22 protein-coding genes are annotated in these 23,357 nt (G+C 70.2%); 12 read left to right on the forward strand and 10 right to left on the reverse strand.

The genetic code is table 11. The features are described 5' to 3' along the window. The first annotated feature begins 5 nt into the window (after positions 1-5). The 5 genes from ACJQWL_RS03280 (at position 6) to ACJQWL_RS03300 (ending at position 6,492) form a co-directional block, all read left to right on the forward strand. Entirely contained in the window at positions 6-899 is an 894-nt protein-coding gene (locus ACJQWL_RS03280) for a hydroxymethylglutaryl-CoA lyase (RefSeq protein ID WP_330969880.1), read from the forward strand. Beyond that, a complete protein-coding gene (locus ACJQWL_RS03285) occupies positions 896-3,475 on the forward strand; it encodes a sensor domain-containing protein (RefSeq protein ID WP_330969874.1) in 2,580 nt (859 codons plus the stop codon). The genes ACJQWL_RS03280 and ACJQWL_RS03285 overlap by 4 nt, the downstream gene beginning before the upstream one ends. Positions 3,476-3,610: 135 nt before the next feature. Beyond that, positions 3,611-4,381 (forward strand): SDR family NAD(P)-dependent oxidoreductase, encoded by a 771-nt coding sequence (locus ACJQWL_RS03290; RefSeq protein ID WP_330969094.1) that lies wholly within the window; start codon positions 3,611-3,613, stop codon positions 4,379-4,381. A 152-nt stretch (positions 4,382-4,533) separates the two neighbouring features. Continuing rightward, on the forward strand, positions 4,534-5,100 hold the full coding sequence (gene yeiP / locus ACJQWL_RS03295) for an elongation factor P-like protein YeiP (protein WP_330969093.1): 567 nt from the start codon (positions 4,534-4,536) through the stop codon (positions 5,098-5,100). A gap of 117 nt (positions 5,101-5,217) precedes the next feature. Beyond that, positions 5,218-6,492, forward strand: a complete 1,275-nt coding sequence (locus tag ACJQWL_RS03300) for a cation:proton antiporter (RefSeq protein WP_330969092.1) — start codon at positions 5,218-5,220, stop codon at positions 6,490-6,492. Here ACJQWL_RS03300 and ACJQWL_RS03305 read toward each other — a convergent pair. Beyond that, positions 6,464-7,018: an NUDIX hydrolase gene (locus ACJQWL_RS03305; RefSeq protein WP_330969091.1), complete on the reverse strand. Its 555-nt coding sequence runs from the start codon at positions 7,016-7,018 to the stop codon at positions 6,464-6,466. The two genes, ACJQWL_RS03300 and ACJQWL_RS03305, sit on opposite strands and share 29 nt — an antisense overlap. Positions 7,019-7,303: 285 nt before the next feature. Between ACJQWL_RS03305 and ACJQWL_RS03310 the strand changes: the two genes are divergently transcribed. The 7 genes from ACJQWL_RS03310 (at position 7,304) to ACJQWL_RS03340 (ending at position 14,289) form a co-directional block, all read left to right on the forward strand. Next, complete coding sequence (locus ACJQWL_RS03310) at positions 7,304-8,836, forward strand: alanine/glycine:cation symporter family protein (RefSeq protein WP_411300697.1); 1,533 nt, start codon at positions 7,304-7,306, stop codon at positions 8,834-8,836. A 3-nt stretch (positions 8,837-8,839) separates the two neighbouring features. Next, positions 8,840-10,357 carry a Na+/H+ antiporter NhaC gene (gene nhaC / locus ACJQWL_RS03315; RefSeq protein ID WP_411300698.1) on the forward strand — a complete coding sequence of 506 codons (1,518 nt, stop codon included), beginning with the start codon at positions 8,840-8,842 and terminating at the stop codon, positions 10,355-10,357. Between the two features lie 30 nt (positions 10,358-10,387). Next, a complete protein-coding gene (locus ACJQWL_RS03320; RefSeq protein WP_330969088.1) occupies positions 10,388-11,746 on the forward strand; it encodes a sodium-dependent transporter in 1,359 nt (452 codons plus the stop codon). Between the two features lie 61 nt (positions 11,747-11,807). Beyond that, positions 11,808-12,458 (forward strand): methylthioribulose 1-phosphate dehydratase, encoded by a 651-nt coding sequence (locus ACJQWL_RS03325; RefSeq protein WP_330969087.1) that lies wholly within the window; start codon positions 11,808-11,810, stop codon positions 12,456-12,458. Further along, entirely contained in the window at positions 12,455-13,012 is a 558-nt protein-coding gene (locus ACJQWL_RS03330) for a 1,2-dihydroxy-3-keto-5-methylthiopentene dioxygenase (RefSeq protein WP_330969086.1), read from the forward strand. The genes ACJQWL_RS03325 and ACJQWL_RS03330 overlap by 4 nt, the downstream gene beginning before the upstream one ends. Positions 13,013-13,111: 99 nt before the next feature. Continuing rightward, positions 13,112-13,816, forward strand: coding sequence for an acireductone synthase (gene mtnC, locus ACJQWL_RS03335; protein ID WP_330969085.1), 705 nt, complete (start codon positions 13,112-13,114; stop codon positions 13,814-13,816). Beyond that, the gene (locus tag ACJQWL_RS03340; RefSeq protein ID WP_330969084.1) at positions 13,813-14,289 is read left to right on the forward strand and encodes a GNAT family N-acetyltransferase; all 477 of its coding nucleotides are present in this window, start codon (positions 13,813-13,815) and stop codon (positions 14,287-14,289) included. The genes mtnC and ACJQWL_RS03340 overlap by 4 nt, the downstream gene beginning before the upstream one ends. On the opposite strand, the gene ACJQWL_RS03345 is transcribed toward ACJQWL_RS03340, so the two are convergent. The 9 genes from ACJQWL_RS03345 to hisG all read right to left on the reverse strand — a co-directional run bounded on the left by ACJQWL_RS03345 (position 14,290) and on the right by hisG (position 23,350). Beyond that, positions 14,290-15,960 (reverse strand): calcineurin-like phosphoesterase C-terminal domain-containing protein, encoded by a 1,671-nt coding sequence (locus ACJQWL_RS03345; RefSeq protein ID WP_411300699.1) that lies wholly within the window; start codon positions 15,958-15,960, stop codon positions 14,290-14,292. Positions 15,961-16,054: 94 nt separating this feature from the next. After that, positions 16,055-16,672, reverse strand: a complete 618-nt coding sequence (hisIE, locus tag ACJQWL_RS03350; RefSeq protein WP_330969100.1) for a bifunctional phosphoribosyl-AMP cyclohydrolase/phosphoribosyl-ATP diphosphatase HisIE — start codon at positions 16,670-16,672, stop codon at positions 16,055-16,057. A gap of 34 nt (positions 16,673-16,706) precedes the next feature. Next, on the reverse strand, positions 16,707-17,483 hold the full coding sequence (gene hisF / locus ACJQWL_RS03355) for an imidazole glycerol phosphate synthase subunit HisF (RefSeq protein WP_330969082.1): 777 nt from the start codon (positions 17,481-17,483) through the stop codon (positions 16,707-16,709). Then, positions 17,477-18,253, reverse strand: coding sequence for a 1-(5-phosphoribosyl)-5-[(5-phosphoribosylamino)methylideneamino]imidazole-4-carboxamide isomerase (hisA, locus tag ACJQWL_RS03360; RefSeq protein WP_330969099.1), 777 nt, complete (start codon positions 18,251-18,253; stop codon positions 17,477-17,479). Before hisA ends, hisF begins: the two co-directional genes overlap by 7 nt. A 5-nt stretch (positions 18,254-18,258) precedes the next feature. Next, positions 18,259-18,855, reverse strand: a complete 597-nt coding sequence (gene hisH / locus ACJQWL_RS03365) for an imidazole glycerol phosphate synthase subunit HisH (RefSeq protein ID WP_330969081.1) — start codon at positions 18,853-18,855, stop codon at positions 18,259-18,261. Positions 18,856-18,865: 10 nt separating this feature from the next. Next, entirely contained in the window at positions 18,866-19,939 is a 1,074-nt protein-coding gene (hisB, locus tag ACJQWL_RS03370) for a bifunctional histidinol-phosphatase/imidazoleglycerol-phosphate dehydratase HisB (RefSeq protein WP_330969098.1), read from the reverse strand. A gap of 5 nt (positions 19,940-19,944) precedes the next feature. Further along, on the reverse strand, positions 19,945-21,048 hold the full coding sequence (hisC, locus tag ACJQWL_RS03375; RefSeq protein WP_330969080.1) for a histidinol-phosphate transaminase: 1,104 nt from the start codon (positions 21,046-21,048) through the stop codon (positions 19,945-19,947). Continuing rightward, positions 21,045-22,439, reverse strand: a complete 1,395-nt coding sequence (gene hisD, locus ACJQWL_RS03380) for a histidinol dehydrogenase (RefSeq protein WP_330969079.1) — start codon at positions 22,437-22,439, stop codon at positions 21,045-21,047. The genes hisC and hisD overlap by 4 nt, the downstream gene beginning before the upstream one ends. After that, the gene (hisG, locus tag ACJQWL_RS03385; RefSeq protein ID WP_330969078.1) at positions 22,436-23,350 is read right to left on the reverse strand and encodes an ATP phosphoribosyltransferase; all 915 of its coding nucleotides are present in this window, start codon (positions 23,348-23,350) and stop codon (positions 22,436-22,438) included. The genes hisD and hisG overlap by 4 nt, the downstream gene beginning before the upstream one ends. Between the last annotated feature and the right edge of the window lie 7 nt (positions 23,351-23,357).

Consider the following 23,357-nt stretch of genomic DNA (forward strand, 5'->3'; position numbering starts at 1 on the left):
GCGCCCTGCCCCCCCGCGTCCGCATCGTCGAAGTCGGGCCGCGCGACGGCCTGCAGAACGAGAAGACCCAGGTCGCCACCGCCGACAAGATCGAACTGGTCGACCGGCTTTCGGCGACCGGCCTGAAGTCCATCGAGGCCACCAGCTTCGTCAGCCCCAAATGGGTCCCGCAGCTGGCCGACGCGGCCGATGTCTTCGCCGGCATCACGCGCCGTGCGGGCGTCCGCTACCCGGTGCTGGTGCCCAACCTGCAGGGTTATGAACGCGCACGCGAGGTGGGGGTGGAGGAGATCGCGGTGTTCAGCGCCGCGTCTGAGGCCTTCAACCGCAAGAACATCAACGCCGGCATCGATGAGTCGCTTGCGCGCTTCGCGCCGATCATGGAGCGCGCCCGCGCGGACGGCGTCGCGGTGCGTGGCTACGTGTCCACGGTGCTGGGCTGCCCCTACCAGGGGGACGTCGCGGTGGCCGACGTGGTCCGCGTAGCACGTGAACTGCACTTGATGGGCTGCTACGAAATCTCCTTGGGGGACACCATCGGCGTGGGCACCCCGGGCCGGGCGCGGGCGATGCTTCGCGCGGTTGCCACCGCCGTGCCCATGCAGGCGCTGGCGGTCCACTTCCACGACACCTACGGCCAGGCGCTGGCCAACATCCTGGCGTGCCTGGAGGAAGGCGTGTCCGTGGTCGACGCGGCCGTCTCCGGCGCAGGCGGCTGTCCCTACGCGAAGGGCGCCAGCGGCAACGTGGCCAGCGAGGACGTGGTGTACATGCTGCACGGGCTCGGCATCGAGACCGGCGTGGACCTCGCCGCGCTGGCCGAGACCGGCCGCTGGCTGGCGGCGAAGCTGGGCCGGGAGACGGGCAGCAAGGTCGGACGGGCGCTCGCGGTGTCATGACCGCACCGCCGTCCGCGCCCGGCCTGCCCCAACCGCCCCAGGCGGCGGACGCGGTCGCGACCCTGGCGGCCCTGGACGCGGCGTGCGAAGCAGCCGACCTGCCCGAGGCGACCCTGGACCTGTTGCGTCGCGCGCGCGATGCCCTGCGCGCATCGGCCGTTGACGCGCAGGCCGCGCGGATGCGCTACCACGCGCTGTTCGACGCGGTGCCCGACCCGGTCAGCATCCTTGACGAATCCGGGCTGGTGCTCGACCTCAACCGGGCGGGCCTGGCGGCGTACCAGCGCACGCGCGAGGAGATCGTCGGGCAGCCCATCCACGTCCTGAACCCGGAGCTGCCCCCCGACCACCTCAAGCCGGTCTGGGAAACGCTCAACCGCGGCGGCACCTACGTCGTCGAAGTCACCAACATGCGCAGCGACGGCAGCCGCTTCCCGGTGGAGGTGCACTCGGCCGGGTTCGTGCACGAGGGTCGCAACTGCATCGTTGCCGTCGCCCGCGACCTCAGCGGCCGCCGCGACGCGGAATGGCGCCACCGCGAACTGATGGAAACCATCGACCGCGCGATCCTGGTGCAGGACAGCAGCGGACGCGTGGTGCACGCCAACATCGCGGCGATGCGCCTGTTCGGCGTCGGCGAGGGCCAGCGCATCGGCGAGGAGTTGGCCTCCACGCGCTGGAAGGTGGTCGACGAGCATGGCCGCGAGTTGCCCGCCGAGCAGCTGCCGCAGCAGCGTGCGCTGCGCTGGGGTCGCAATGTCGAGGCCACGCTGGGCTACTTCGACCGCCAGCGCCAGCAGCTTGCCTGGCTTTCAGTCACCGCCGTGCCGCAGTTCCCCGCCGGCGCCAACCGTCCACAGCAGGTACTGACGCTGTTCTCCGACATCACCGCGCTCAAGCGCGAGAGCGCGCTGTTCGAACGGGCCCAGGCTCTGGCACACATCGGCGGCTGGGAATGGGAAACCGCGCGCGACCACCTCTACCTGACCGACGAGGCCCAGCGCATCCTCGGTTGCAGACCCGCGCCGGACACGCTGGGGGGCCTGCTGGGCTGCTTCCGGCCGGGCGACCGCCAGCGGGTGCGCGACGCACTGGACCGCACGATGGCCACCGGGCACGCGCTCAACCTGGACATCCAGGGCACCCGGGGCAGCGGCCAACCTTTCTGGGTGCGCCTGATCGGCGAGGCCGAGGCCGGCGACCTGCTGAGCTCCCGGTTGACCGGCACGCTGCAGGACATCACCGAACGCAAGCAGTCCGAGCAGACACTGCAGGTGCAGGCGCGCACCGATCCGCTGACCGGCCTGCTCAACCGCGACGCCGCGCTGCTGGAACTCGACGCCCGCCTCGGCGACCCGCAGCAGCAGGAACTGGCGGTGCTGTACATCGACCTGGACCGCTTCAAGGTGGTCAACGACGTGCTGGGCCACGCCGCCGGCGACCGCTTGCTGACCTCGGCCGCACAGCGCATCCAGGCCGCGGTCGGTACCGAGGCCCTGATCGCCCGCTTCGGGGGTGACGAGTTCCTGGTGGTCTGCTCCACCGGCGATGACGCCGGACGCCCGGAACGCCTGGCCGAAGCAATCCTGCGCGAGTTCGGGGCCAGCTTCCGCATGGACGGCGAGGAGTTCAGCATCACCGCCAGCATCGGTATCGCGCGCGCGCCGGGCGACGGCGTGGGCTCGCAGCACCTGATCCAGTCCGCCGACGTGGCGATGTACAGCAGCAAACGCCGCGGCCGCAACGGGTGGCAGGGCTTCACCAGCGAGCTGGCCGAGCAGCAACTGCAACGCCTGCAACTGGAGACCCACCTGCGCCGCGCGGTCCAGAACGAGGAATTCCACCTCGTCTACCAGCCGCAGGTGGACCTGGCCAGCGGCGCGCTTGTCGCCGCCGAAGCGCTGATCCGCTGGCGCAATCCCTCGTTGGGGGAAATGCGGCCCGACCACTTCATCGACCATGCCGAGTCCACCGGCGATATCGTCGGCATCGGCAACTGGGTGATGGCCCAGGCGTGCACGCAACTGCGCCGCTGGCGCGAACAGGGCGTGCCGATCGAACGGGTGGCGGTGAATGTGTCCTACCGGCAGTTCCTGGGCGAAGACCTGGCCCGCAACGTCCGCCAGGCATTGGCGGAGTCGGGCTTGCCCGGCAGCGCGCTGGAGCTGGAGTTCACCGAGCGGGTCCTGATCGAGGACGAACCCGACACGCTGCGCACCTTCGCCGAGTTGCGCGAGCTGGGGGTGAAGCTGGCGATCGACGACTTCGGCGAGGGCTACAGCGCGCTGAACTACCTGCGCCGGCTGCCGATCCACGGCCTCAAGCTGAGCCAGCTGTTCGTGCAGGGCGTGCCGGGCAACCATTCGGATGTCGCGGTGTGCCAGGCGGTGGCGGGCATTGCCGGCAGCCTGGGCCTGGGCGTGGTGGCCGAAGGCGTGGAGACGGAGTTGCAGCGCGAGTTCCTGCTTGGACTGGGCGTGCAGCTGGGGCAGGGCTTCCTGTTCGCGCCCGGGCTGCTGCCGGTCGAATTGCAGAAGCGCTATCCGGCCCGCCGGCCCGCGGCCGCAGCGGGCTGACCTGCACGAACGGCCGGGTGGGTGTGGCCGCAGCCGCGACTGCCCTGCCCCGCCCGCCGACGCACGCGGCGCCGCTGCCCACGTCCGACCGGCCGGCGCGGTAAAATCCCGCCCTTTCCGACCGCAGGATTCCGCATGCAGCTTTCCGATACCCGCGCGATCGTCACCGGTGGCGTGTCCGGCCTTGGCCTGGCCGTGGCCAGCCACCTGGTGGCACAGGGCGGCAGGGTCGCGCTGTTCGACGTCAATGACGAGAAGGGCGCCGCGGCCGTGGCCGAGCTGGGCGAGTCCAATGCCCGCTACTTCAAGACCGACGTGACCGACGAAGCCGGCGTGGCCGCCAACGTGGCCGGCGCCCGGGACTTCCTGGGTGGGCTAAACGCGGCGATCAACTGCGCCGGCATCCTCGGTGCCGGGCGCGTGCTGGGGCGCGAGGGCTCGATGAAGCTGGGCCAGTTCCAGGCCACGGTGATGGTCAACCTGGTCGGCAGCTTCAATGTCGCCAAGGCCGCGGCAGAGGTCATGCAGCACAACGAGGCGGGCGAGGACGGCGAGCGCGGCGTGATCGTCAACACCGCATCGGTCGCCGCTTACGAAGGCCAGATCGGCCAGGCCGCCTATTCGGCCAGCAAGGGCGGCGTGGTCGGCATGACGCTGCCGATGGCACGCGAGCTTGCGCGCTTCGGAATCCGCGTCATGACCGTGGCGCCGGGCATCTTCTGGACCCCGATGGTCGATGGCATGCCCGACGACGTGCAGAAGTCGCTGTCGGCGTCGATCCCGTTCCCCTCCCGGCTGGGCCGGGCCGACGAGTTCGCCGACCTGGTCGCCTACATCCTGGGCAACCGCTACCTCAACGGCGAGACCATCCGCCTGGACGGCGCCACGCGCTTGGCGCCCAAGTAGCTCGCCACCCAATCCGCTGTAGGAGCGACGTGAGTCGCGATCGCCAATAGGCGTTGCGCCGGGTCGCGACCCACGTCGCTCCTGCATCGAAGCCGGGCCATGTTCGCGGCTGAAGCCGCTCCTACCAAGACCAGACATCCACCGGACAACGCATGAAAGCCTACGACGTCAAGAAGGGAAACGTGGTCGAACACGGCGGCACCGTGTACCAGGTGCGCGACATCGAACGCAGCTCGCCGCAGGGCCGCGGTGGCAACGTCAAGTTCCGCTTCACCATGTACTCGGTCCCGGGTGGGCAGAAGTACGACCTGAGCGTCGGTGGCGACGACGAGCTGAAGGAAGTCGAACTCAGCCGGCGCCAGGCGACGTTCTCGTACAAGGACGGGGACGCGTTCGTGTTCCTGGACGATGAGGACTACACGCCCTACACCCTCGACGCCGATGCACTGGGCGACGACGCCGGCTACGTCATCCCCGACCTGGCCGGCTGCTACGTGCAGATCATCGACGACCAGCCGGTGGCGCTGCAGTTGCCGCAGACGGTGGCCATCGAGGTGGTCGAGACACCGCCCGAACTCAAGGGTGGCACCGCGACCAAGCGGCCCAAGCCGGCACGGCTCTCGACCGGGCTGGAGATCATGGTCCCGGAATACATCGCCAACGGCGAGCGTGTGCTGGTGAACACCACCAGCGGCGAGTTCGCCGGCCGCGCCGACTGAGCTGCACCCCTGGACGCGGGCCGGCAATGACGACGCAGCGCCAACGCCCGGTGCCATGGCACCCTGATCACGCGTACCGGCCGACACTGCGCGTCCGCCTCCGCGACGGCTGACCGGATGGACCCCTACAAGCTGCTGCTGGCCCTGGTCGGACTGGCCCTGATCGGCGCCACGTGGTTGCCGCACCTGCTCAAGCGCCACCCGGTGACCTTCCCGATCGCCTATGTGCTGCTCGGGCTGGTGCTGTACTCGCTGCCCGTCCAGGTGCCGCGCCCCGACCCGTTCCGCTATGCCGAACTCACCGAACAACTGACCGAACTGGTGGTGATCGTCGCCCTCGCCGGCGCCGGCCTGCGCCTGGACACCCCCTTCAACTGGCGCACGTGGTCACCGACCTGGCGCCTGCTGCTGTTGACCATGCCGCTGTGCATCCTGGCGGCGGCGTGGCTGGGCCAGCACCTGCTGGGACTGGGCCTGGCCTCGGCGGTGCTGCTGGGTGCGGTGCTGGCGCCGACCGACCCGGTGCTGGCCTCCGACGTCCAGGTGTCTGGACCCGGCCAGGGCAATGAAGACCCGGTCCGCTTCACCCTGACCTCCGAGGCCGGGCTCAACGACGGCCTGGCGTTCCCCTTCGTGTGGCTGGCGATCGCCATCGCCCTGGCGGTGACCGGCGATGCGGAGCCGGGCTGGTTCGCCCGCTGGGTGTGGCTGGACGTGCTGTGGCGCATCGGTGCCGGCGTGCTGATCGGGTGGGGGCTGGGCTACGGCCTGATGCACCTGATCTTCCGCAGCGCCCAGGGCGCGGAGATGGCGCGCAGCAGCGACGGGCTCGCGGCGCTGGCGATCACCCTGTTCGTGTATGGCGTGACCGAGCTGCTGCACGGCTACGGCTTCCTGGCGGTGTTCGTGGCGGCGCTGGTGATCCGCCACTACGAGCGGACCCACGAGTACCACGGTGTACTCAACCAGTTCGCCGACCAGGTGGAGCGGCTGTTGACCGCCCTGTTGCTCATCGTCCTGGGCGGAACGCTGACCATCGGCATCCTCGACCCCCTGCAGCCGGTGGACTGGTTGTTCGCGGCCGGTTTCGTGCTGGTGGTCCGGCCGATTTCGGGATGGCTGTCGTTGTCGCGCAGCCGGTTGAGTGGCCGTGAGCGCTGGGTGGTCGCGGTGTTCGGCATCCGCGGCATCGGGTCGTTCTATTACCTGATGTTCGCCTTCAACCACGCCGACTTCGCCGAGCGCGAACGGCTGTGGGCGGTGGTTACGCTGGTGGTGCTGATGTCGATCCTGCTGCACGGCCTGAGCGCGTCGCGGGTGATGCGCCACATGGACGTCTGGCGTGGCCGGCGTCGGGGCCAGGCTACGCAGGACGGATCGCCTTCCACTTGAGGGCCATGCGACGCACTGACTCGTCCGGGTTGGCCACCGCCGACAACGTGTCGATGTCGACCCAGGCCAGGTCGATGGATTCTTCGCTGACGCTGTAGCGCTCGTCCGGGCCTGCCGTGACCACGTAGCGCGCGTCGTAGTGCCAATGGCCGGGCACGTCGCTGCGTTCGGGGATCCAGTGGCGGTCCAGGTCGAACAGCTCGCGATCCACGACCAGCCCCGGCAGCCCCGACTCCTCCTGCGCCTCGCGCAGGGCGACCTGCGCCAGGTCACGATCGCCATCGGCGTGTCCGCCCAGCTGCAGCCAGCGCCCCAGCTTGCGATGGTGGGTCATCAACACCCGACGTCCGCACTGCGACACCAGCCACGCGGACGCCGTGAAATGACCGGCCAGCCGTTCGCGGCCGAAGCCCGGCGAGCCCTCCAGCAGCAGGGCCTCGAAATGGTCGATGGTGGTCGCCTCGGCGGGCCAGCGCCTGCGATACCCCACAAGCGCGGCACGCAGGGCGTCCAGTCCTGTGGCCATCAACTCCGGGGGGACAGCGTCGGCAACGGTTGGCGTCGAAGAATCCTGGCTCACGGGCATCAACACGGTCGCGTATGGCGGGCGGCCATTGTCGCCGCTGCGCGAGGCTACCGCTTGTGCGTTCCGGTCCGCTTTGGCATGGTACGGCGGCCGTTCACCCGCACGTCACGAACAGGGGCTCCGTTGACTTCCATCGCATATGCGACCCGCCGCGCCCCAGTGCGCGGCCCGGTAGCGCCGTTCCCGACGCGCCCGAACCACGCCCGCCACGCCACTGCAGCCCTCGTGGGCGGTCTCGGCACCGCCCTCGCCAGTGGAACGGTCCGCGCGGCACCCGCGCCGGCCACGGGCCTGGACGCCACGATCAATGCCGCGTTCAAGCCGATCGCCGATGCCGTGTCGTGGCTGGTGTTCCATCCGGTCCCGGTGGGGTTTGGCGCCAGCCTGCCGTTCGTGGTGCTGTGGCTGATCGTGGCCGCTCTGTTCTTCACCCTGTATTTCCGCTTCATCAATATCCGCGGCTTCGTCCAGGGCTTCCGCCTGATCCGCGGCGATTTCTCCCGCAACGACGAACCCGGCGAGGTGACCCACTTCCAGGCGCTCTCCACAGCGCTGTCGGGCACCGTGGGCCTGGGCAACATCGCCGGCGTCGCGATCGCGGTCGGGATCGGCGGACCGGGAGCGACGTTCTGGATGATCCTGGCCGGTCTGCTCGGCATGAGCACGAAGTTCGCCGAATGCACGCTGGGTGTGAAATACCGGCGCATCAACGCCGACGGCACCGTCTCGGGCGGTCCGATGCACTACCTGAGCCGCGGCATTGCCCAGGAGCGACCGCGCCTTGCGGGGCTGGGCCGGGTGCTGGCAATCGTGTTCGCGATCTGCTGCATCGGCGGTTCGCTCGGTGCCGGCAACATGTTCCAGTCCAACCAGACCTTCCAGCAGCTGCTGCAGGTCAGTGGTGGCGCCGACAGCTGGCTGGCAGGAAAGGGCTGGCTGTTCGGCCTGGTGATGGCCGCACTGGTCGCGGTGGTCATCATCGGCGGGCTGCGCTCGATCGCCCGGGTCACCTCGCGGGTGGTGCCACTGATGGCATTCATCTACGTGGCGTGCAGCCTGTACATCCTGGCCGCGAGCCTGGACAGCATCGGTCCGGCGTTCGCCTCGATCATCTCCGGCGCGTTCACCCCCGAGGCCGGCTACGGCGGCGCGGTCGGCGTGCTGATCCAGGGCTTCCGGCGCGCCGCGTTCTCCAACGAGGCCGGCGTGGGTTCGGCGGCCATCGCCCATGCCGCCTCGCGCACGCATGAACCGGTGTCCGAGGGCCTGGTCGCGCTGTGGGAACCGTTCATCGACACGGTCGTGATCTGCACCATGACCGCGCTCGTGATCGTGGTCACCGGGATGCACCAGGTCGAGGGCGTGGGCGACGGCGTGCAGCTGACGTCGATGGCATACGAATCGGTCCTGTCGTGGTTCCCGGTGCTGCTGGCGGTGTCGGTGTTCCTGTTCGCGTTCTCGACCATGCTCGCCTGGTCGTACTACGGCGAGAAGGCCGCCTGCTACCTGTTCGGCGAATCGCGCCCGGTCAGCCTCGGCTACAAGCTGCTGTTCTGCGTGTTCGTGGTCATCGGCGCCTCGGCCAATCTCGGCGTGGTGGTCGACTTCTCCGACGCGATGATCCTGGTGATGTCCGTGCCCAACCTGATCGGCGTGTACCTGCTGGCGCCGCTGATCCGGCGTGAGCTGGCGTCGTACATGGCACGGGTGCGCTCGGGTGAGGTGCAGAACTACCGGCGCCGGCCGGTCGACGCGTAGGCCATGGCAGTGACCCACGCCAGTCCGCGCGAGCCGAGCCTGTTCCAGGCGCTGTTGCCGCTCATGTTCCTGACCCTCGCGCTGGGCGTGGCGGTCTACCTGTTCCGCGACAACGCCTCCTACGGCGCCAACCAGATCGCGCTGCTGGTGGCGGCGGGCATCGCCGCGCTGGTCGGCCTGCGCAACGGGATGCGCTGGAACGACATCCAGGACGCTCTGGTCCACGGCGTCTCGCTGGCAGTGGTGCCGATCTTCATCCTGCTCTCGGTGGGCGCACTGATCGGCACCTGGACGATGAGCGGCACCGTGCCGACGATGATCGTCTACGGCATGCAGCTGCTGCATCCGGCCTACTTCTACCCGGCGACCTGCCTGATCTGCGCCGTGGTCGCGCTGGCCATCGGCAGTTCATGGACGGTGGCGGGTACGCTCGGCGTGGCGCTGGTCGGCGTGGCGCAGGGCCTGGACATGTCGCTGCCGATCACCGCCGGCGCGATCATTTCCGGCGCGTACTTCGGGGACAAGATGTCGCCCCTGTCGGACACCACCAACATCGCGCCGGCCGCGGCCGGCAGCGAGCTGTTTGCGCACATCCGGCACATGGTGTGGACCACGGGGCCCAGCATGGTGATCGCGCTGGTGCTGTTCACCTTCATCGGCCTGGGCGGCAGCGCGGGGGCTGGCGATGTGGCATTCGGTGACCTGCCCACCCTGCTGGGCGGGCAGTTCGCGCTCGGCTGGCACCTGCTCATTCCCCTGCTGGTGGTGCTGGTGCTTGCGATCCGTCGCTTCCCGGCGTTCCCCACCATCATGGTCGGGGCGTTGCTGGGTGCGGTGTTCGCGGTGGTGTTCCAGCCCGACCGGGTGGTGGCGCTGGCCGGCAACGAGGCGCTGTCGCAGCCGATGGCGCTGCTGGCCGGAGCCTGGACCGCCCTGTTCGACGGCTACCAGGCCGACACCGGCAACGCGGCGGTCGATGACCTGCTCAGCCGCGGCGGCATGAGCAGCATGCTCAACACGGTCTGGCTGGTGGTCTGCGCGATGGGCTTTGGCGCGGTGATGGAGCGCACCGGCCTGCTGGAGCGGATGATCCGTTCGGTACTCAAGGCCGCGCGCAGCACCGGGTCGCTGATCGCCGCCACCCTGGCCACCGCCTTCGGTGCCAACGTGGTGACCGCCGACCAGTACATGTCGATCGTCCTGACCGGGCGGCTCTACCAGCCCGAGTACCGCAAGCGCGGGCTGGCGCCGGTCAACCTGTCCAGGGCGCTGGAGGATGCGGGCACGATGACCTCCCCGCTGATCCCGTGGAACACCTGCGGCGCCTACATGGCGGCGACCCTGGGCGTGGCGACCATCGACTACCTGCCCTACGCCTTCTTCAACCTGGCCAGCCCGCTGGTCGCGCTGGTCCTGGCCTACGCGGGCTTCAAGATCCTGCGCACGCCCGGTGCCCCGCCGCCCGAAGCCAACCCACCCCACACAACGACGCCCGGCCCCGCGCCGGCGCGCGTCGACTGACCCCCTTTCAGCACCGGAATCCGAACCGACATGGACAAGACCTCGATCCACGGCATGTGGTCCTCGCGCCTGATGTTCATCCTCGCCGCCACCGGTTCGGCGGTCGGGCTGGGCAACATCTGGCGGTTCCCGTACATGGCCTCCGACAATGGCGGCGGCGCGTTCGTGCTGGTCTACCTGGCCTGCATCGCGATCGTCGGCCTGCCCATCCTCATCGCGGAGATCCTGATCGGGCGCCACGGCCGGGTCAGCCCGGTCAACACCCTGCGCGGGCTCGCCAAGGAAAGCGGCACCAGCCGCAACTGGGTGGCGATCGGCTGGCTGGGCATCGTTGCCGGGATCCTGATCCTCAGCTTCTACAGCGTGGTGGCCGGCTGGACGCTCCACTACGCCTGGCTGTACCTCAAGCAGCTGTTCGGCGGCGCCGCCATCACCGACCCGGGGGCGACATTCACCTCGCTGCTCTCCAACCCGTTCGAACTCACCTTCTGGCACGGCCTGTTCATGCTGCTGACGGTGGCGGTCGTGGCGCTCGGCGTGGAGCACGGCCTGGAGCGGGCGGTGCGTTTCCTGATGCCGGCGCTGTTCTTGATGCTGCTGATCCTGGTGGCCTACGGCTTCACCACCGGGCATGTCGGCGAGGCCGCGGCGTTCCTGTTCCGGCCGGACTGGTCGAAGATCGACGGCAACGTGTTCCTGCGCGCCATGGGCCAGGCCTTCTTTACCCTGAGCCTGGGCATGTGCGCGATGATGACCTACGGCGCGTACCTGCCCCGCTCGGGCATCTCGATCCCGCGGGTGGGTGCGGCAGTGGCGCTGACCGATACCGCCGTCGCGCTGCTGGCCGGCATGGCGATCTTCCCGCTGGTCATCGCCTTCGGGCTCGACCCCGCCGGCGGCGGCCCGGGCCTGATCTTCAATTCGCTGCCACTGGCGTTCAACGAAATGCCGTTCGGCATCGTCTACGGGCTGCTGTTCTTCGGCCTGCTGTCGGTCGCGGCGTGGACCTCGTCGATCTCGCTGCTGGAGCCGGCCACCGCCTTCCTGGTGGAGAAGTACGGCATGGCCAGCCGCAAGCGTGCGGCGCTGTCGATCGCCGTGCTGTGCTGGGCGCTGGGGCTGCTGTCGGTGCTGTCGCTGAACGTCTGGTCGGACGTGCGGATCCTCGACCGCGACATCATGACCTTCATCGAATTCATCGCCAACGACCTGATGTTGCCGCTGGGCGGAATGCTGATCGCGCTGTTCACCGGCTGGGCGCTCAACAACACGATCCTGCGCGAGCAGCTGTCGGAGATGCCCGAGGCCCTGTTCACCGCGTGGCGCTGGCTGCTGCGGATCGTGGCCCCGGCACTGGTGCTGGTGGTCCTGCTGCGCGCGCTGGCCTGACATCGCGCGGGGGTGGGCCTGGCCTGACGCCAGGTCCACGGGTTGCCGCTAGACTTGCGGCATGTCCAACACCCTGCCCTACGACCCGGCGCTGCTCGCCGAACGCGCCCGCGAGATCGTCCTGGCCACGCGCGAGTTGGCCGCGGCCGGCCTGACGCCCGCCACCAGCAGCAACTTCTCGAGTCGCATCGATGATGGCCACGTCGCCATCACCGTGTCCGGCGGCGACAAAGGGCGGCTGACGGACGCCGACATCATGGTCGTCGACCTCGACGGCCAACCCGTGGCGACCGACCGCAAGTCCTCGGCAGAGACGCTGCTGCACACCCAGCTGTACAAGCGCTTCCCCGACATCGGCTGCGTGCTGCACACCCATTCTCAGACCCAGACGGTGGCCTCGCGCCTGTACGCGGGCGCCGGCCACGTGCACCTGGAAGGCTACGAGCTGTTGAAAGCCTTTTCCGGCAACACCACCCATGAGGCCGCAGTCGAGTTGCCGGTGCTGCCCAACAGCCAGGACATGCACACCATCGCCGCCCAGGTGGATGCCCTGCTCGACCGCCAGTGCATGTGGGGCTACCTGATCGACGGCCATGGCCTGTACGCGTGGGGACGCGACATGGCCGAGGCGCGACGCCACCTGGACGCGTTCGAATTCCTGCTCGGCTGCGAACTCCAGCTGCTGGGCCTGCAACACCGGAGCCAACGATGAGCCGCCTGCGCATCTTCCACGAAAACCGCCACGACAGCCCCGAACTGTCCACCGCCGACCATGCCGAGATCACGCGCGAACTGGCCCGGATCGGCGTCGGTTTCGAACAATGGCAAGCCAACCGCCCGGTGCAGGCGGGCGACACCCCCGAGTCGATCCTGGACGCCTACAAGGCCGATATCGACCGGCTGGTGGCCGAACGCGGATTCAAGAGCGTGGACGTGGTCAGCATCGCGCCGGACAACCCCAACCGCGAGGAGATGCGGCGCAAGTTCCTGGAGGAGCACTTCCACAAGGAGGACGAGGTCCGGTTCTTCGTCGCCGGTTCGGGGCTGTTTACCCTGCACGTGGGGGAGAAGGTGTACGAGGTCACCTGCGTGCAGGGCGACCTGATCGCCGTGCCCGACGGCACCACGCACTGGTTCGACATGGGCCCGGAACCCAGCTTCGTCGCGATCCGTTTCTTCACCGAGCCCGATGGCTGGGTCGGCCATTTCACCGGCACCGACATCGCGCAGCGTTTCCCGCGCTTCGAAAAGGGCCAGGCGCGCTGAGTACCGCTCCGCAGGAGCGGCTCAGCCGGGTCCCTCCACGAATCCCACGTATCACCGAGACTTCTTCGCGGCTGAAGCCGCTCCTACAAGAACGGTTCAATGCCCAAGGCCATCCTGACCGACATCGAAGGCACCACCAGCAGCATCTCGTTCGTCAAGGACGTGCTGTTCCCCTATGCCCGGCGTGCCCTGCCCGGCTTCGTGGCGCGCCGCGGGAGCGAGCCGGAGGTTCGCAGGTGGCTGGACGTGGTCGCCGCCGAGAACGGCGGCCTGTGCGACGACGCGATGGTGGTCGAAGTGCTGCAGGGCTGGATCGACGAGGACCGCAAGCACACCGCACTCAAGGCGCTGCAGGGCATGGTCTGGGCGGACGGCTACAGCGCCGCGGATTTCACCGCGCACCTCTATCCCGATGCCGCAACGGCGCTGCCCGCCTGGCACGCAGGCGGCCTGCCGCTGTACGTGTACTCCTCCGGCAGCGTGCCGGCGCAGCGCCTGTTCTTCGGCCACAGCGATGCCGGCGACCTGACCAGGCTGTTCTCCGGCTGGTTCGACACCCAGGTCGGCGGCAAGCGCGAAGACGGCAGCTACCGCCGCATCGTCGAGTCGATCGGCGTGCCCGCGGTGGAGGTGGTGTTCCTGTCGGACGTGGTCGAGGAGCTGGATGCCGCCCGCGAGGCCGGGCTGGACACCGTGCTGGTCGACCGCCGGCAGGACTACCCCGAACCGCGCCGGGGCGATGCGACACATGGCCATCGCCGGGTGGAGTCGTTCGCCGAACTTTCGTTCGCAGCGACGCCGTGAGCCAGGCCGGCGACGCGCCGCTGGTGATGAGGACGGCGCGCGAAGCCGACCTGCAGTGCCTGGTCGCGATGCTGGCGGACGATCCCCTCGGAGCGACGCGGGAGCACTATGGCAGCCCGCTGCCCGCTGGGTACCGGAACGCCTTCGACGCCATCGCGGTCGACCCCAACAACGAGTTGATCGTGGCCGAACAGGCCGGCGAAGTCATCGGCATGCTGCAGCTGACCTACCTGCCCTCGCTGACCTACCAGGGGCGGTGGCGCGCAATGGTCGAGGGCGTCCGCGTGGCGCGGGCGGCGAGGTCCGGCGGCGTCGGACGACGCCTGGTCGAGCACGCCCTGCACAGGGCGCGCGAACGCGGCTGCCACATGGTCCAACTGACCACCGACAAGGCACGCCCGGAAGCACTCGCCTTCTATCGGGCGCTGGGGTTCACCGCCTCGCACGAAGGGCTGAAGCGCTCGCTGGCCTGATCACCGGGTGGCGCGAGCATCTCCATCGGCGGCGACATCCAGTCGATACGCGATCTCCGCACGCTGCTCGCCCTGCCAGCGGTCGAACGCCCTGACCTCGACACGGTGCGGACCAGCGGGCAGATCGGTCGGCAATGCGCCCCGCCACAGGTGGCTGGATGGCCTGGCCTCGGGTGAGCGGTCGAAGCCGCGCAGTGCCGGACTGGCATCGTCGCGCACGTTCTCGGCCAGCAGCAGCGGGTCGGGTTGCTGGACGCGGCGCATCGGCTGCCATGGGCCACCGTCGACGCGGTACTCGACCCGGCTGTCCGCCTCGCCCATGTACACATTGGCGTACACGCCCCACGCCGGGTAGGCGCCCTGGCGCAGCACGCGCGGGGCGTGCAGGTGCATGGCCTGCGTACGCGCCGGGTTACCCGGCTTCAGCCGCGCCGGGTGCCACGAAAGGCCGTAGCCGCCGCCGGGCGCGACCCGGAGGCGGGCGAAGCCGTTGGGCGTGCCGTCGGCCATGGTCGCATCGGGAATGCCGGTGGGGTCGGGCGCGCCGGACCAGAACGCGCCGCAACTGGCGCCGACGTTGTATTCGTGCAGCGGCGTCGCACCCGGCCAACCTGCCTCCGCGCCATGCCTGACGTGCTGCTGCACGTGGCTGTGCGCACTCAGCACCAGCACGTTGGGGAACTTGGCCAGTCGCTGGAACAGGCGCGTACGGTCCGCGGCGCGGAAGGTCTCGCGACCGCCGGTATCGAACAGCGGAATATGCACGGCCAGCACCAGCAGGCGGTCGCGCGCGACCGTGGGCAGGTAGGCATCGAGGAAGGCGAACTGGTCGTCGCGCAGGCCCCCGATGTACGCCGGCCGGCCTGCGGGCAGGTGGATGACGTCGTCCAGCACGATGAACGTCGCCTCGGGCTCCTCCCAGGCGAACGCATCGGGGCCGAAATAGTGGCGGAAGGTCGCCAGCGAATCGGCGTCGCTCGCGGCGGCCAGGTCCAGGTCGTGGTTGCCGGCCACGTGCAGCCAGGGAACGCCCAGTCGCGTGGTCGCGGCGATCATGCCGGGATACAGCGAGAGCGTGTCATCGACGATGTCGCCCAGGCTCAGGCCGAGGTCGCCCGCCAGCCCGTCGAAATACAACGCGCCGAAGCCGTGCCCCGAATCGATCGCCGCGTCCTGCATCAACGGTTCGATGATGTCGCGCTCGAAATAGCCGACGTCGGCGCCGGACTTGACCTGCGGATCGCCGAACACCAGCACCTGCAACCCCTCGCGGCGGCTGGGCGACGGCACGAAGGGCGCCAGCGCGAACGGGCGGCACGGGGGCGCGACGTTGTCGCCCGTCGCGCCCACCAGGCCGTCACCCGCACCGCGCCAGTGGTCCGGCAGGCCGTTCCCGCGCGCCCGCAGCACGTGGGTGGCCGGCTTGACCACGAACAGCGGGCGCTCCGCCGACGCCGACATCCGGTAGCGACCATCCGCAGCGGTGAGCTCGACCGTCCTGCCATCGGAGACGACGACACCCTGCAACCCCGGCTCGGCCCCATCCTGGCGGCCGTTGCCGTTGCGGTCCTCGAACACCATGCCGCCGGCGCAGGCTGCCCCTCCCGCCGGTGCCGCGTGCGCGGTGAAGGCCAGGGAAAGGACGGCGATGATCAACGTCAACGAGCGCATGGTGCCTCCGCAATGCCGGGGATTATGCGGCCCACGCGGGACCATCGATGGAAGACGAGTCGGCCCGGGGTTCCTGCCAGCGCTTCGCGCGTGCTCAGGGACGGTGCCGCCGCTCCAGCTCGTCGCGTACGTCGTCCAGCGACAGGCCGCGTGCGCGCAACGTCACCAGCAGGTGGAACAGGAGGTCGGCCGCCTCGCCGACCAGCGCGGCGTCGTCCTGCGCCACCGCAGCCAGCGCCGTTTCAACGCCCTCCTCGCCCACCTTCTGGGCGCAGCGGCGGATGCCGCCCTCGAACAGCGAGGTGGTGTAGCTGCCCGCCGGCCGCTCACGCTCGCGGCGCTCGACCAGTGCGTCCAGCGCGCCGAGGAAGTCCGAACGCGCATCGGGGAAACAGCTCGGGCGTTGCAGGTGGCAAGTGGGTCCATGCGCAATCGCACGCACCAACAGGGTGTCGCGATCGCAATCGGTCTCGATCCCGACCAGCTCCAGCACGTGGCCGGAGGTTTCGCCCTTGGTCCACAACCGACCCTTGCTGCGGCTGAAGAAGGTGACGCGACCCTCGCGAACGGTCGCGGCCAGCGCGGCGCGGTCCATGTAGCCGAGCATCAGCACCCGCAGGCTGTGCGCGTCCTGGACCACCACGGGCAGCAGGCCGCCCTGCTTGTCCCAGGCGAGGGAATCGGCATCCAGCGCTGCGGGCGCGTTGATCATGGCGGCGTCGCCCGCGGCGACATCGGCCCTGGTGTCAGTTGACATCGCGAACCTCCACCCCTGCAGCCTGCAATTCGCGTTTCAGCGCGGGGATCCGGATCGCACCGGAATGGAACACGCTGGCCGCCAGCGCGGCATCGCAGTCGGCGATACGGAACGCATCGACGAAATGGGCCGGCGACCCCGCGCCGCCCGACGCCACCAGCGGTACCGCACAGACCTCGCGTACCGCGGCGAGCTGCTCCAGGTCGAAGCCCTTGCGCACCCCATCGCTGCCCATGCAGTTGAGCACCACCTCGCCGGCACCGCGCCGCTGCACCTCCGCCACCCAGTCCAGCGTGCGCCGCGGCAGGGCCTGCGTGCGCGACGGATCGCCGGTGTACTGGCGCACACGCCACTGGCCATCGTCGTCGCGCAGGCTGTCGACCCCGGCCACGACGCACTGCACGCCGAACGCCGCGGCGAGCTCGTCGATGAGGCCCGGGCGCTCCAGCGCCGGGCTGTTGACCGACACCTTGTCCGCGCCGGCGTGCAGCACCTCGCGTGCGTCGTGGACGCTGCGGATGCCGCCGGCCACGCAGAACGGGATGTCGAGCACGCGGGCGACGCGTTCGACCCAGTCGCGGTCCACGCGCCGGCCCTCCGGGCTGGCACCGATGTCGTAGAACACCAGCTCGTCGGCCCCTTCGTCGCGGTAGCGCAGGGCTAGCTCGACGATGTCGCCCATGTCCACGTGGTCGCGGAACCGCACGCCCTTGACCACGCGTCCGTCCTTCACGTCCAGGCAGGGGATGATGCGCCGGCTCAGCATGACGATGGGTCCACCACGGGCGACGCACGCTCCACCGCCAGCGCATCGGCCAGGTCGAACCGGCCATCCAGCAGCGCCTTGCCCAGCACCGCCCCGCCGCAACCGGCCTCGCGTGCGGCACTGACGTCGGCCACGTCGCGCACGCCGCCACTGGCCTGCACCAGCACCCCGGGGGCCTGCTCGACCAGCGTTCGATACAGCGCCAGGTTGGGGCCTGCCAGCATCCCGTCGCGGTCGATGTCGGTGCACAGCAGGTGCCGCAGCCCGGCATCGGTGTAGGCCTTGAGCAGGGTCTCCAGTTCCAGGCCACTGCCCTGCGTCCAGCCGGCAACCGGCAGGCGCCAGCGGCCGTCAGCGCCCAGGCGCGCATCCAGCGCAACGGTAATTCTCTCCACCCCGAACCGCGACAGCCAGCCGATCACCCGGGACGGCTCGCGTACCGCCACCGAGCCCACCACCACGCGCGCGGCGCCCGCCTCCAGCAGGGCCTCGACCGCGGCTTCGTCGCGCACGCCGCCGCCGGTCTGGACGCGCAGCCCGGTCGACCCGGAAATGTCACGCAGCAACGCGGCCAGCGTATAGCCGCCGTCGCGTGCCGCATCCAGGTCCACCAGGTGAAGCCAGGACGCCCCTGCTGCTGCGTAACGGCGGGCCACCTCCAGCGGTGCGTCCGGGTAGCGCGTTTCCTGGGCGTAGTCACCCTGGCGCAGGCGCACCACGCGCCCTTCTCGAACGTCGATGGCGGGATAGACGGTGAACTGCTGTTGCATCTGGCTCATGCCGGCACCTCGAGGAAATTGCGCAGCAGCTTCGCGCCGATATCGCCCGAACGCTCGGGATGGAATTGCGCCCCCCAGCAGCGACCGCTGCGGACCACGGCCGAGAACGGGGCGCCATGCGTGCTTGCGGCTACCGTCCATTCGCCGACCGGTGCGGCGTAGCCGTGGACGAAGTACGCCTGTGCGCCGTCGGCGATTCCCGAAAGGATCGGGTCACCGCCGGCGTGGCGCAGCCGGTTCCAGCCCATGTGCGGCACGCGAATGCCGGGCGCCGGGGCCATCGGGGCGACGCGCGCCGGAATCCGCGCCAGGCACGCCACGTTGCCTTCGGCCGAAGACTCGAACAGCAGCTGCATGCCCAGGCAGATGCCCAGCAACGGTTGCGGCAAGGTGCGCAACAGCTCCACCAGTCCCAGCTCTTCAAGCCGCGCCATGGCCGCCGCCGCCGCACCGACGCCGGGCAGGATCACCCGGTCGGCGCTGCGGATCGCCTCGACGTCCGCGGTCAGCGGGGCGTCCACGCCGAAACGCTCCAGCGCGTAACGCACCGAGCCGATGTTGGCGCCCCCCGAATCCACCAGTACGACCTTCATGCCGCCGGCCTCACAGCGCGCCCTTGGTACTGGGCAGGTCGAACCCCTCGCGCCGGATCGCCTGGCGCAAGGCCCGTGCAACCGCCTTGAAACAGGCCTCGACCTGGTGGTGGTCGTTCTCGCCCTGCACTTTCAGGTTGAGGTTGAGGCCTGCCGTCTCGCACAGGGACCGGAAGAAGTGCGGCACCAGTTCCGTCGCCAGCTGGCCGACCGATTCGCGCGCGAAGCGCCCTTCGAACACGAAGTACGGGCGCCCCGAGAAGTCCAGCGCGGCCGAGGCCAGGGCTTCATCCATCGGCAGGGTGAAGCCGTAGCGGCCTATCCCGCGTTTGTCGCCCAGCGCCTCGCGCAGCGCCTGGCCCAGCGCCAGCGCGCTGTCTTCGACCGTGTGGTGCTCGTCGATGTGCAGATCGCCCTCGCATTTCAGCTCCAGCGCGAAGCCACCGTGCTTGCCCAGCTGTTCGATCATGTGGTCGAGGAAGCCGAGGCCGGTGTCGACGCGGGGCTCGCCGGCCCGGTCCAGGTCGACACTCACTTCGATCTCGGTCTCGCGCGTACGCCTCACGACCCGCGCCATGCGCGGGGCGTCGACGAGAGCATGGGCGATGCCCGGCCAGTCCCAGTCGCCACCGAACTGCGCGGTGCGCAGCTGGAACGGCCGGATGCCGAGGTTGCGGGCGAAGGCGTTGTCGGTTTCGCGATCGCCAACCATCGCCGAGCGCGACCAGTCGATGCTCCGGTCCTGCACGTAGGGCAACGCCAGGCCGATGCCGGGCTTGCGCGTGGGCGCGTTGTCCGCCGGCAGGCTGGTATCGATCAGCACCTCCTCGAACGCCACGCCCTGGCTTTCCAGCACCTGCATCATCAGCCCATGCGGCCCATCGAAACGCTCGCGTGGGAACGCCGCGGTGCCCAGGCCGTCCTGGTTGGTCACCATGACCAGGCGGTAGCCTGCATCGCGCAGGCGCAGCAGCGCGGGGATCACGCCGGGCACGAACCGGAGCTTCTCGTAGGCATCGATCTGGAAGTCGTCGGGCTCCTCGATCAGGGTGCCGTCGCGGTCGACGAACAGGACCGGCCGCAGGGCGCTCATGCCGCCACCGCCCGGGCCGACAGCGCCTGCAGGACGCGGGCGTTCTGTTCCGGCGTACCGATGCTGATGCGCAGTGCATCGTCCAGGCCGGGCACCGCGCGCATGTCGCGAACCACCAGCCCGGCTCCAAGCAGCGCCTGGAATGACGCCTGTGCGTCAACGAAGCGGCACAACAGGAAATTCGCGTCCGAGCGGTACACGCACCGCACCGCGGTCGTGCCCTGCAGCGCCCCGCGCAGGCGCTCGCGCTCGGTACGAACGCTGTCGATGCGCGCCCGGGTCACGGCGAGCGCGCCCGGTTGCAGCGCACGCAGGGCAAGTTCGACGCTGGGCGTCGGCAGCGGGTACGGCGCCTGGCAGCGTTGCAGGACCTCGATGAGCGCGGGCGCGGCGAGCACGGCACCGATCCGCGCGGCGGCCAGCGCGTGGGCCTTTGACAGGGTGTGCAGCACCGCGATGTTGGCGTGGCTGCCGAGCAGCGTCGCCGCAGAACGACCCCTGGCGAATTCGCCGTAGGCCTCGTCCACCACCACCAGCGCCCGCCCGGCCAGCCGCCCGGCCAGCCATTCGATGCGCTCCAGCGCCAGCGCCTGGCCGGTCGGGTTGCCGGGCGAGCAGAGGAACACCAGCCGCGCGCCCGCAGCCTCCACCTGCGCGGCCACTGCATCGAAATCGCAGGCATAGCCTTCGTCCGGCCCGCCGTCCTGCAGGGGGATGTCGATGACGCGGGCGCCCTGCAGGCGCGCCGACACCGCGTACATGCCGAAGGTGGGCGTGGTGATGGCGATGGCGCCGTCACCAGGGGGGCACAGCGCACGCACCAGCAGGTCGATCGCCTCGTCGCTGCCGCGACCGGCAAGCAGCTGCCCGGGCGCGACGCCATAGAGTCCGGCAAGCGCCTGGCGCAAGGCGGCCGGCTGCGGATCCGGGTAGCGCCGCACGCCGCCCGCCGCATCGGTCCCGTCGTCGGCCGGGTTGGCCCACGGCGACTCGTTCGCGTTCAGCCAGACCTCGCCCTGCAGTGCCTCGCGGCGTGCCGAGCGATAGCCGGCGAACCCGCGCAGGTCCTCGCGGACCAGTCCCATCACCGCGTCGTTCATGCCCGTGCCCCGGCTGCCTGCACGCGCAGCGCGACCGCCTGCCCGTGCGCCCCGAGCCCTTCCGCCTCGGCCAGGACCATCGCGCACGGCCCGATCGCGCTGACACCTGCACGGCTGGCTTCCTGCACGGTGATCGCCAGCTGGAAACTGGCGACGCTGACGCCGCTGCAGAAGCGCGCCGCACCGGCCGTGGGAAGCACGTGGTTGGTACCGCTGCAGTAGTCGCCCAGCGCTTCGGGCGACCAGTCACCCAGGAACACCGAGCCGGCCGCCTGCACCCGCGGCAGCCAGCGGCGCGGATCACGCAGGGCGAGGATCAGGTGCTCGGGCGCATAGTGGTTGCTCAGTTCGAAGGCCTCCTCGAGCGTCGCCACCCGGACCAGCCGCGATGCCGACAGCGCACGTCGTGCGATGTCGCCACGCGCCAATGTCGCCAGCTGCGCGTCCAGGTGCACGCGCACCGCGTCGATCAGGCCGGCGTCATCGCTGACCAGCAGCACCTGCGAATCCGGGCCGTGTTCGGCCTGGGACAGCAGGTCGGCGGCGACGAAGGCCGGGTTGGCGCCGGCATCGGCGATGACCAGCACTTCGGAGGGACCGGCGGGCATGTCGATGCCCGGGCCGCCGGGCGTCGCCGCAACCTGCGCCTTTGCCTCGGTGACCCAGGCGTTGCCCGGCCCGAACAGCTTGTCGCACATCGGCACGCTGCCGGCGCCGAAGGCCATCGCCGCAATCGCCTGCGCGCCGCCGAGCTTGAACACCCGCCCCACCCCGCAGCGGCGGGCGGCATACAGCACCGCGGGATCGGCGCGCCCGTCGCGGCGCGGCGGCGTGCACATCACGCTTTCCCGGCAACCCGCCAACCGTGCCGGGATGCCCAGCATGAGCGCGGTCGACGGCAACGCGGCCGAGCCGGCGGGCACGTACAGGCCCACGCGCCGGATCGGCCGCAGGATGCGTTCGCAGGTGACGCCGGGCGCGGTGTCCACCGAGTAGCCGGTGGCCATGCCGGCGCGGTGGAAGGCCTCGATCCGGCCGGCCGCCTCGTCGATGGCCTCGCGCAGCCTGCCGTCGAGCAGTGATGCGGCCGCGTCGAACTCGGCCGGCTGCACTTCGAGCGCGTCCAGCGCCACGCCGTCCAGCTCGCGCGTCCACTCGCGCAGGGCGGCATCCCCGCCCATGCGCACCTCGCTGATGATGCGTGCGACCGCAGTGGTGGTCTCGGCCGCAACCGCCTGCGTGGGGCGGCGCAATGCGGCAACGCGCGCAGGCTCGTCCAGCGCAGCCCACTCGGTCCGGCTCGGCACGGCCGGATCCAGCCTGGCCGCATTCCTACGCGCGACATCCACGTCGTCGGCGACGCGGCCGGCCGAGATCGACGGCGCGCTCATGCCAGCATCCCCTCTACCGGCAGGACCAGCAGGCCGCGCGCGCCTGCGCGCTTGAGATCCTCCAGCCGCTGCCAGGTCACCGCGCCGTGGCAGAGCGCCTGCAACGCAAGGGTGTCGCAGCCATCGACCTGCATCACGGTGGGGGCCTCGGCGTCGGGCAGCAGCGGCAACAGCCCAGGCACCGCCTCGCGGGACGCCTGGAACATCAGCAGCTTGCTGTTGCGGATGCGCAGCGCGCCGTCCAGCCGGCGCAGCAGCATGTCGGCCAGCTCGCGGCGGGCGTCGTCGAAGGCCGCGACCGGCCCGGCCAGCACGGCCTCGCTTTCCAGCAGCGTCAGCACGGGCTTGAGCTGGTTGGCCGCCAGCGTCGCGCCGCTGGACACCAGGTCGCATACCGCATCGGCCTGGCCCAGCTTGGGCGCGATCTCCACCGAGCCCGACAACTGCACCACCTGCGCGTCGATGCCCTCGCCCGCCAGCCACTGCGCCACCAGCGCCGGATAGCTGGTGGCGATGCGCGTGCCCTGCAGCTGCGCCGGCCCCTCCCACGCCCAGGCTTCGGGAACGGCCAGCGCCAGCCGGCAGCCGCCGAACCCCAGTGCACGCCATTCCCGGTAGGCCGACTCGCGCCCGCCCGCACGGCGCTCGGTGTCCTGCTCCTGCAGCACGTTGCGCCCGACCACGCCCAGGTCACAGACACCGTCGGCGATCAGGCCCGGGATGTCGTCGTCCCGGACCAGCAGCAGGTCGACGGGCAGGCTTTCGCCATAGCAGAACAGCCGGTCGCGGCTCTCGCGCCAGCTCAGGCCGCAGGAGGACAGCAACGCGCGCGCGGGGTCGGCCAAGCGGCCGGACTTCTGGATGGCGATGCGCAGGCGATCGCGCGGCGCCGGGGTGGCGATGGGGCTCATGGTCGGG

It is taken from the genome of Novilysobacter viscosus, from assembly GCF_046600715.1.
Taxonomy (GTDB): domain Bacteria; phylum Pseudomonadota; class Gammaproteobacteria; order Xanthomonadales; family Xanthomonadaceae; genus Lysobacter_C; species Lysobacter_C viscosus.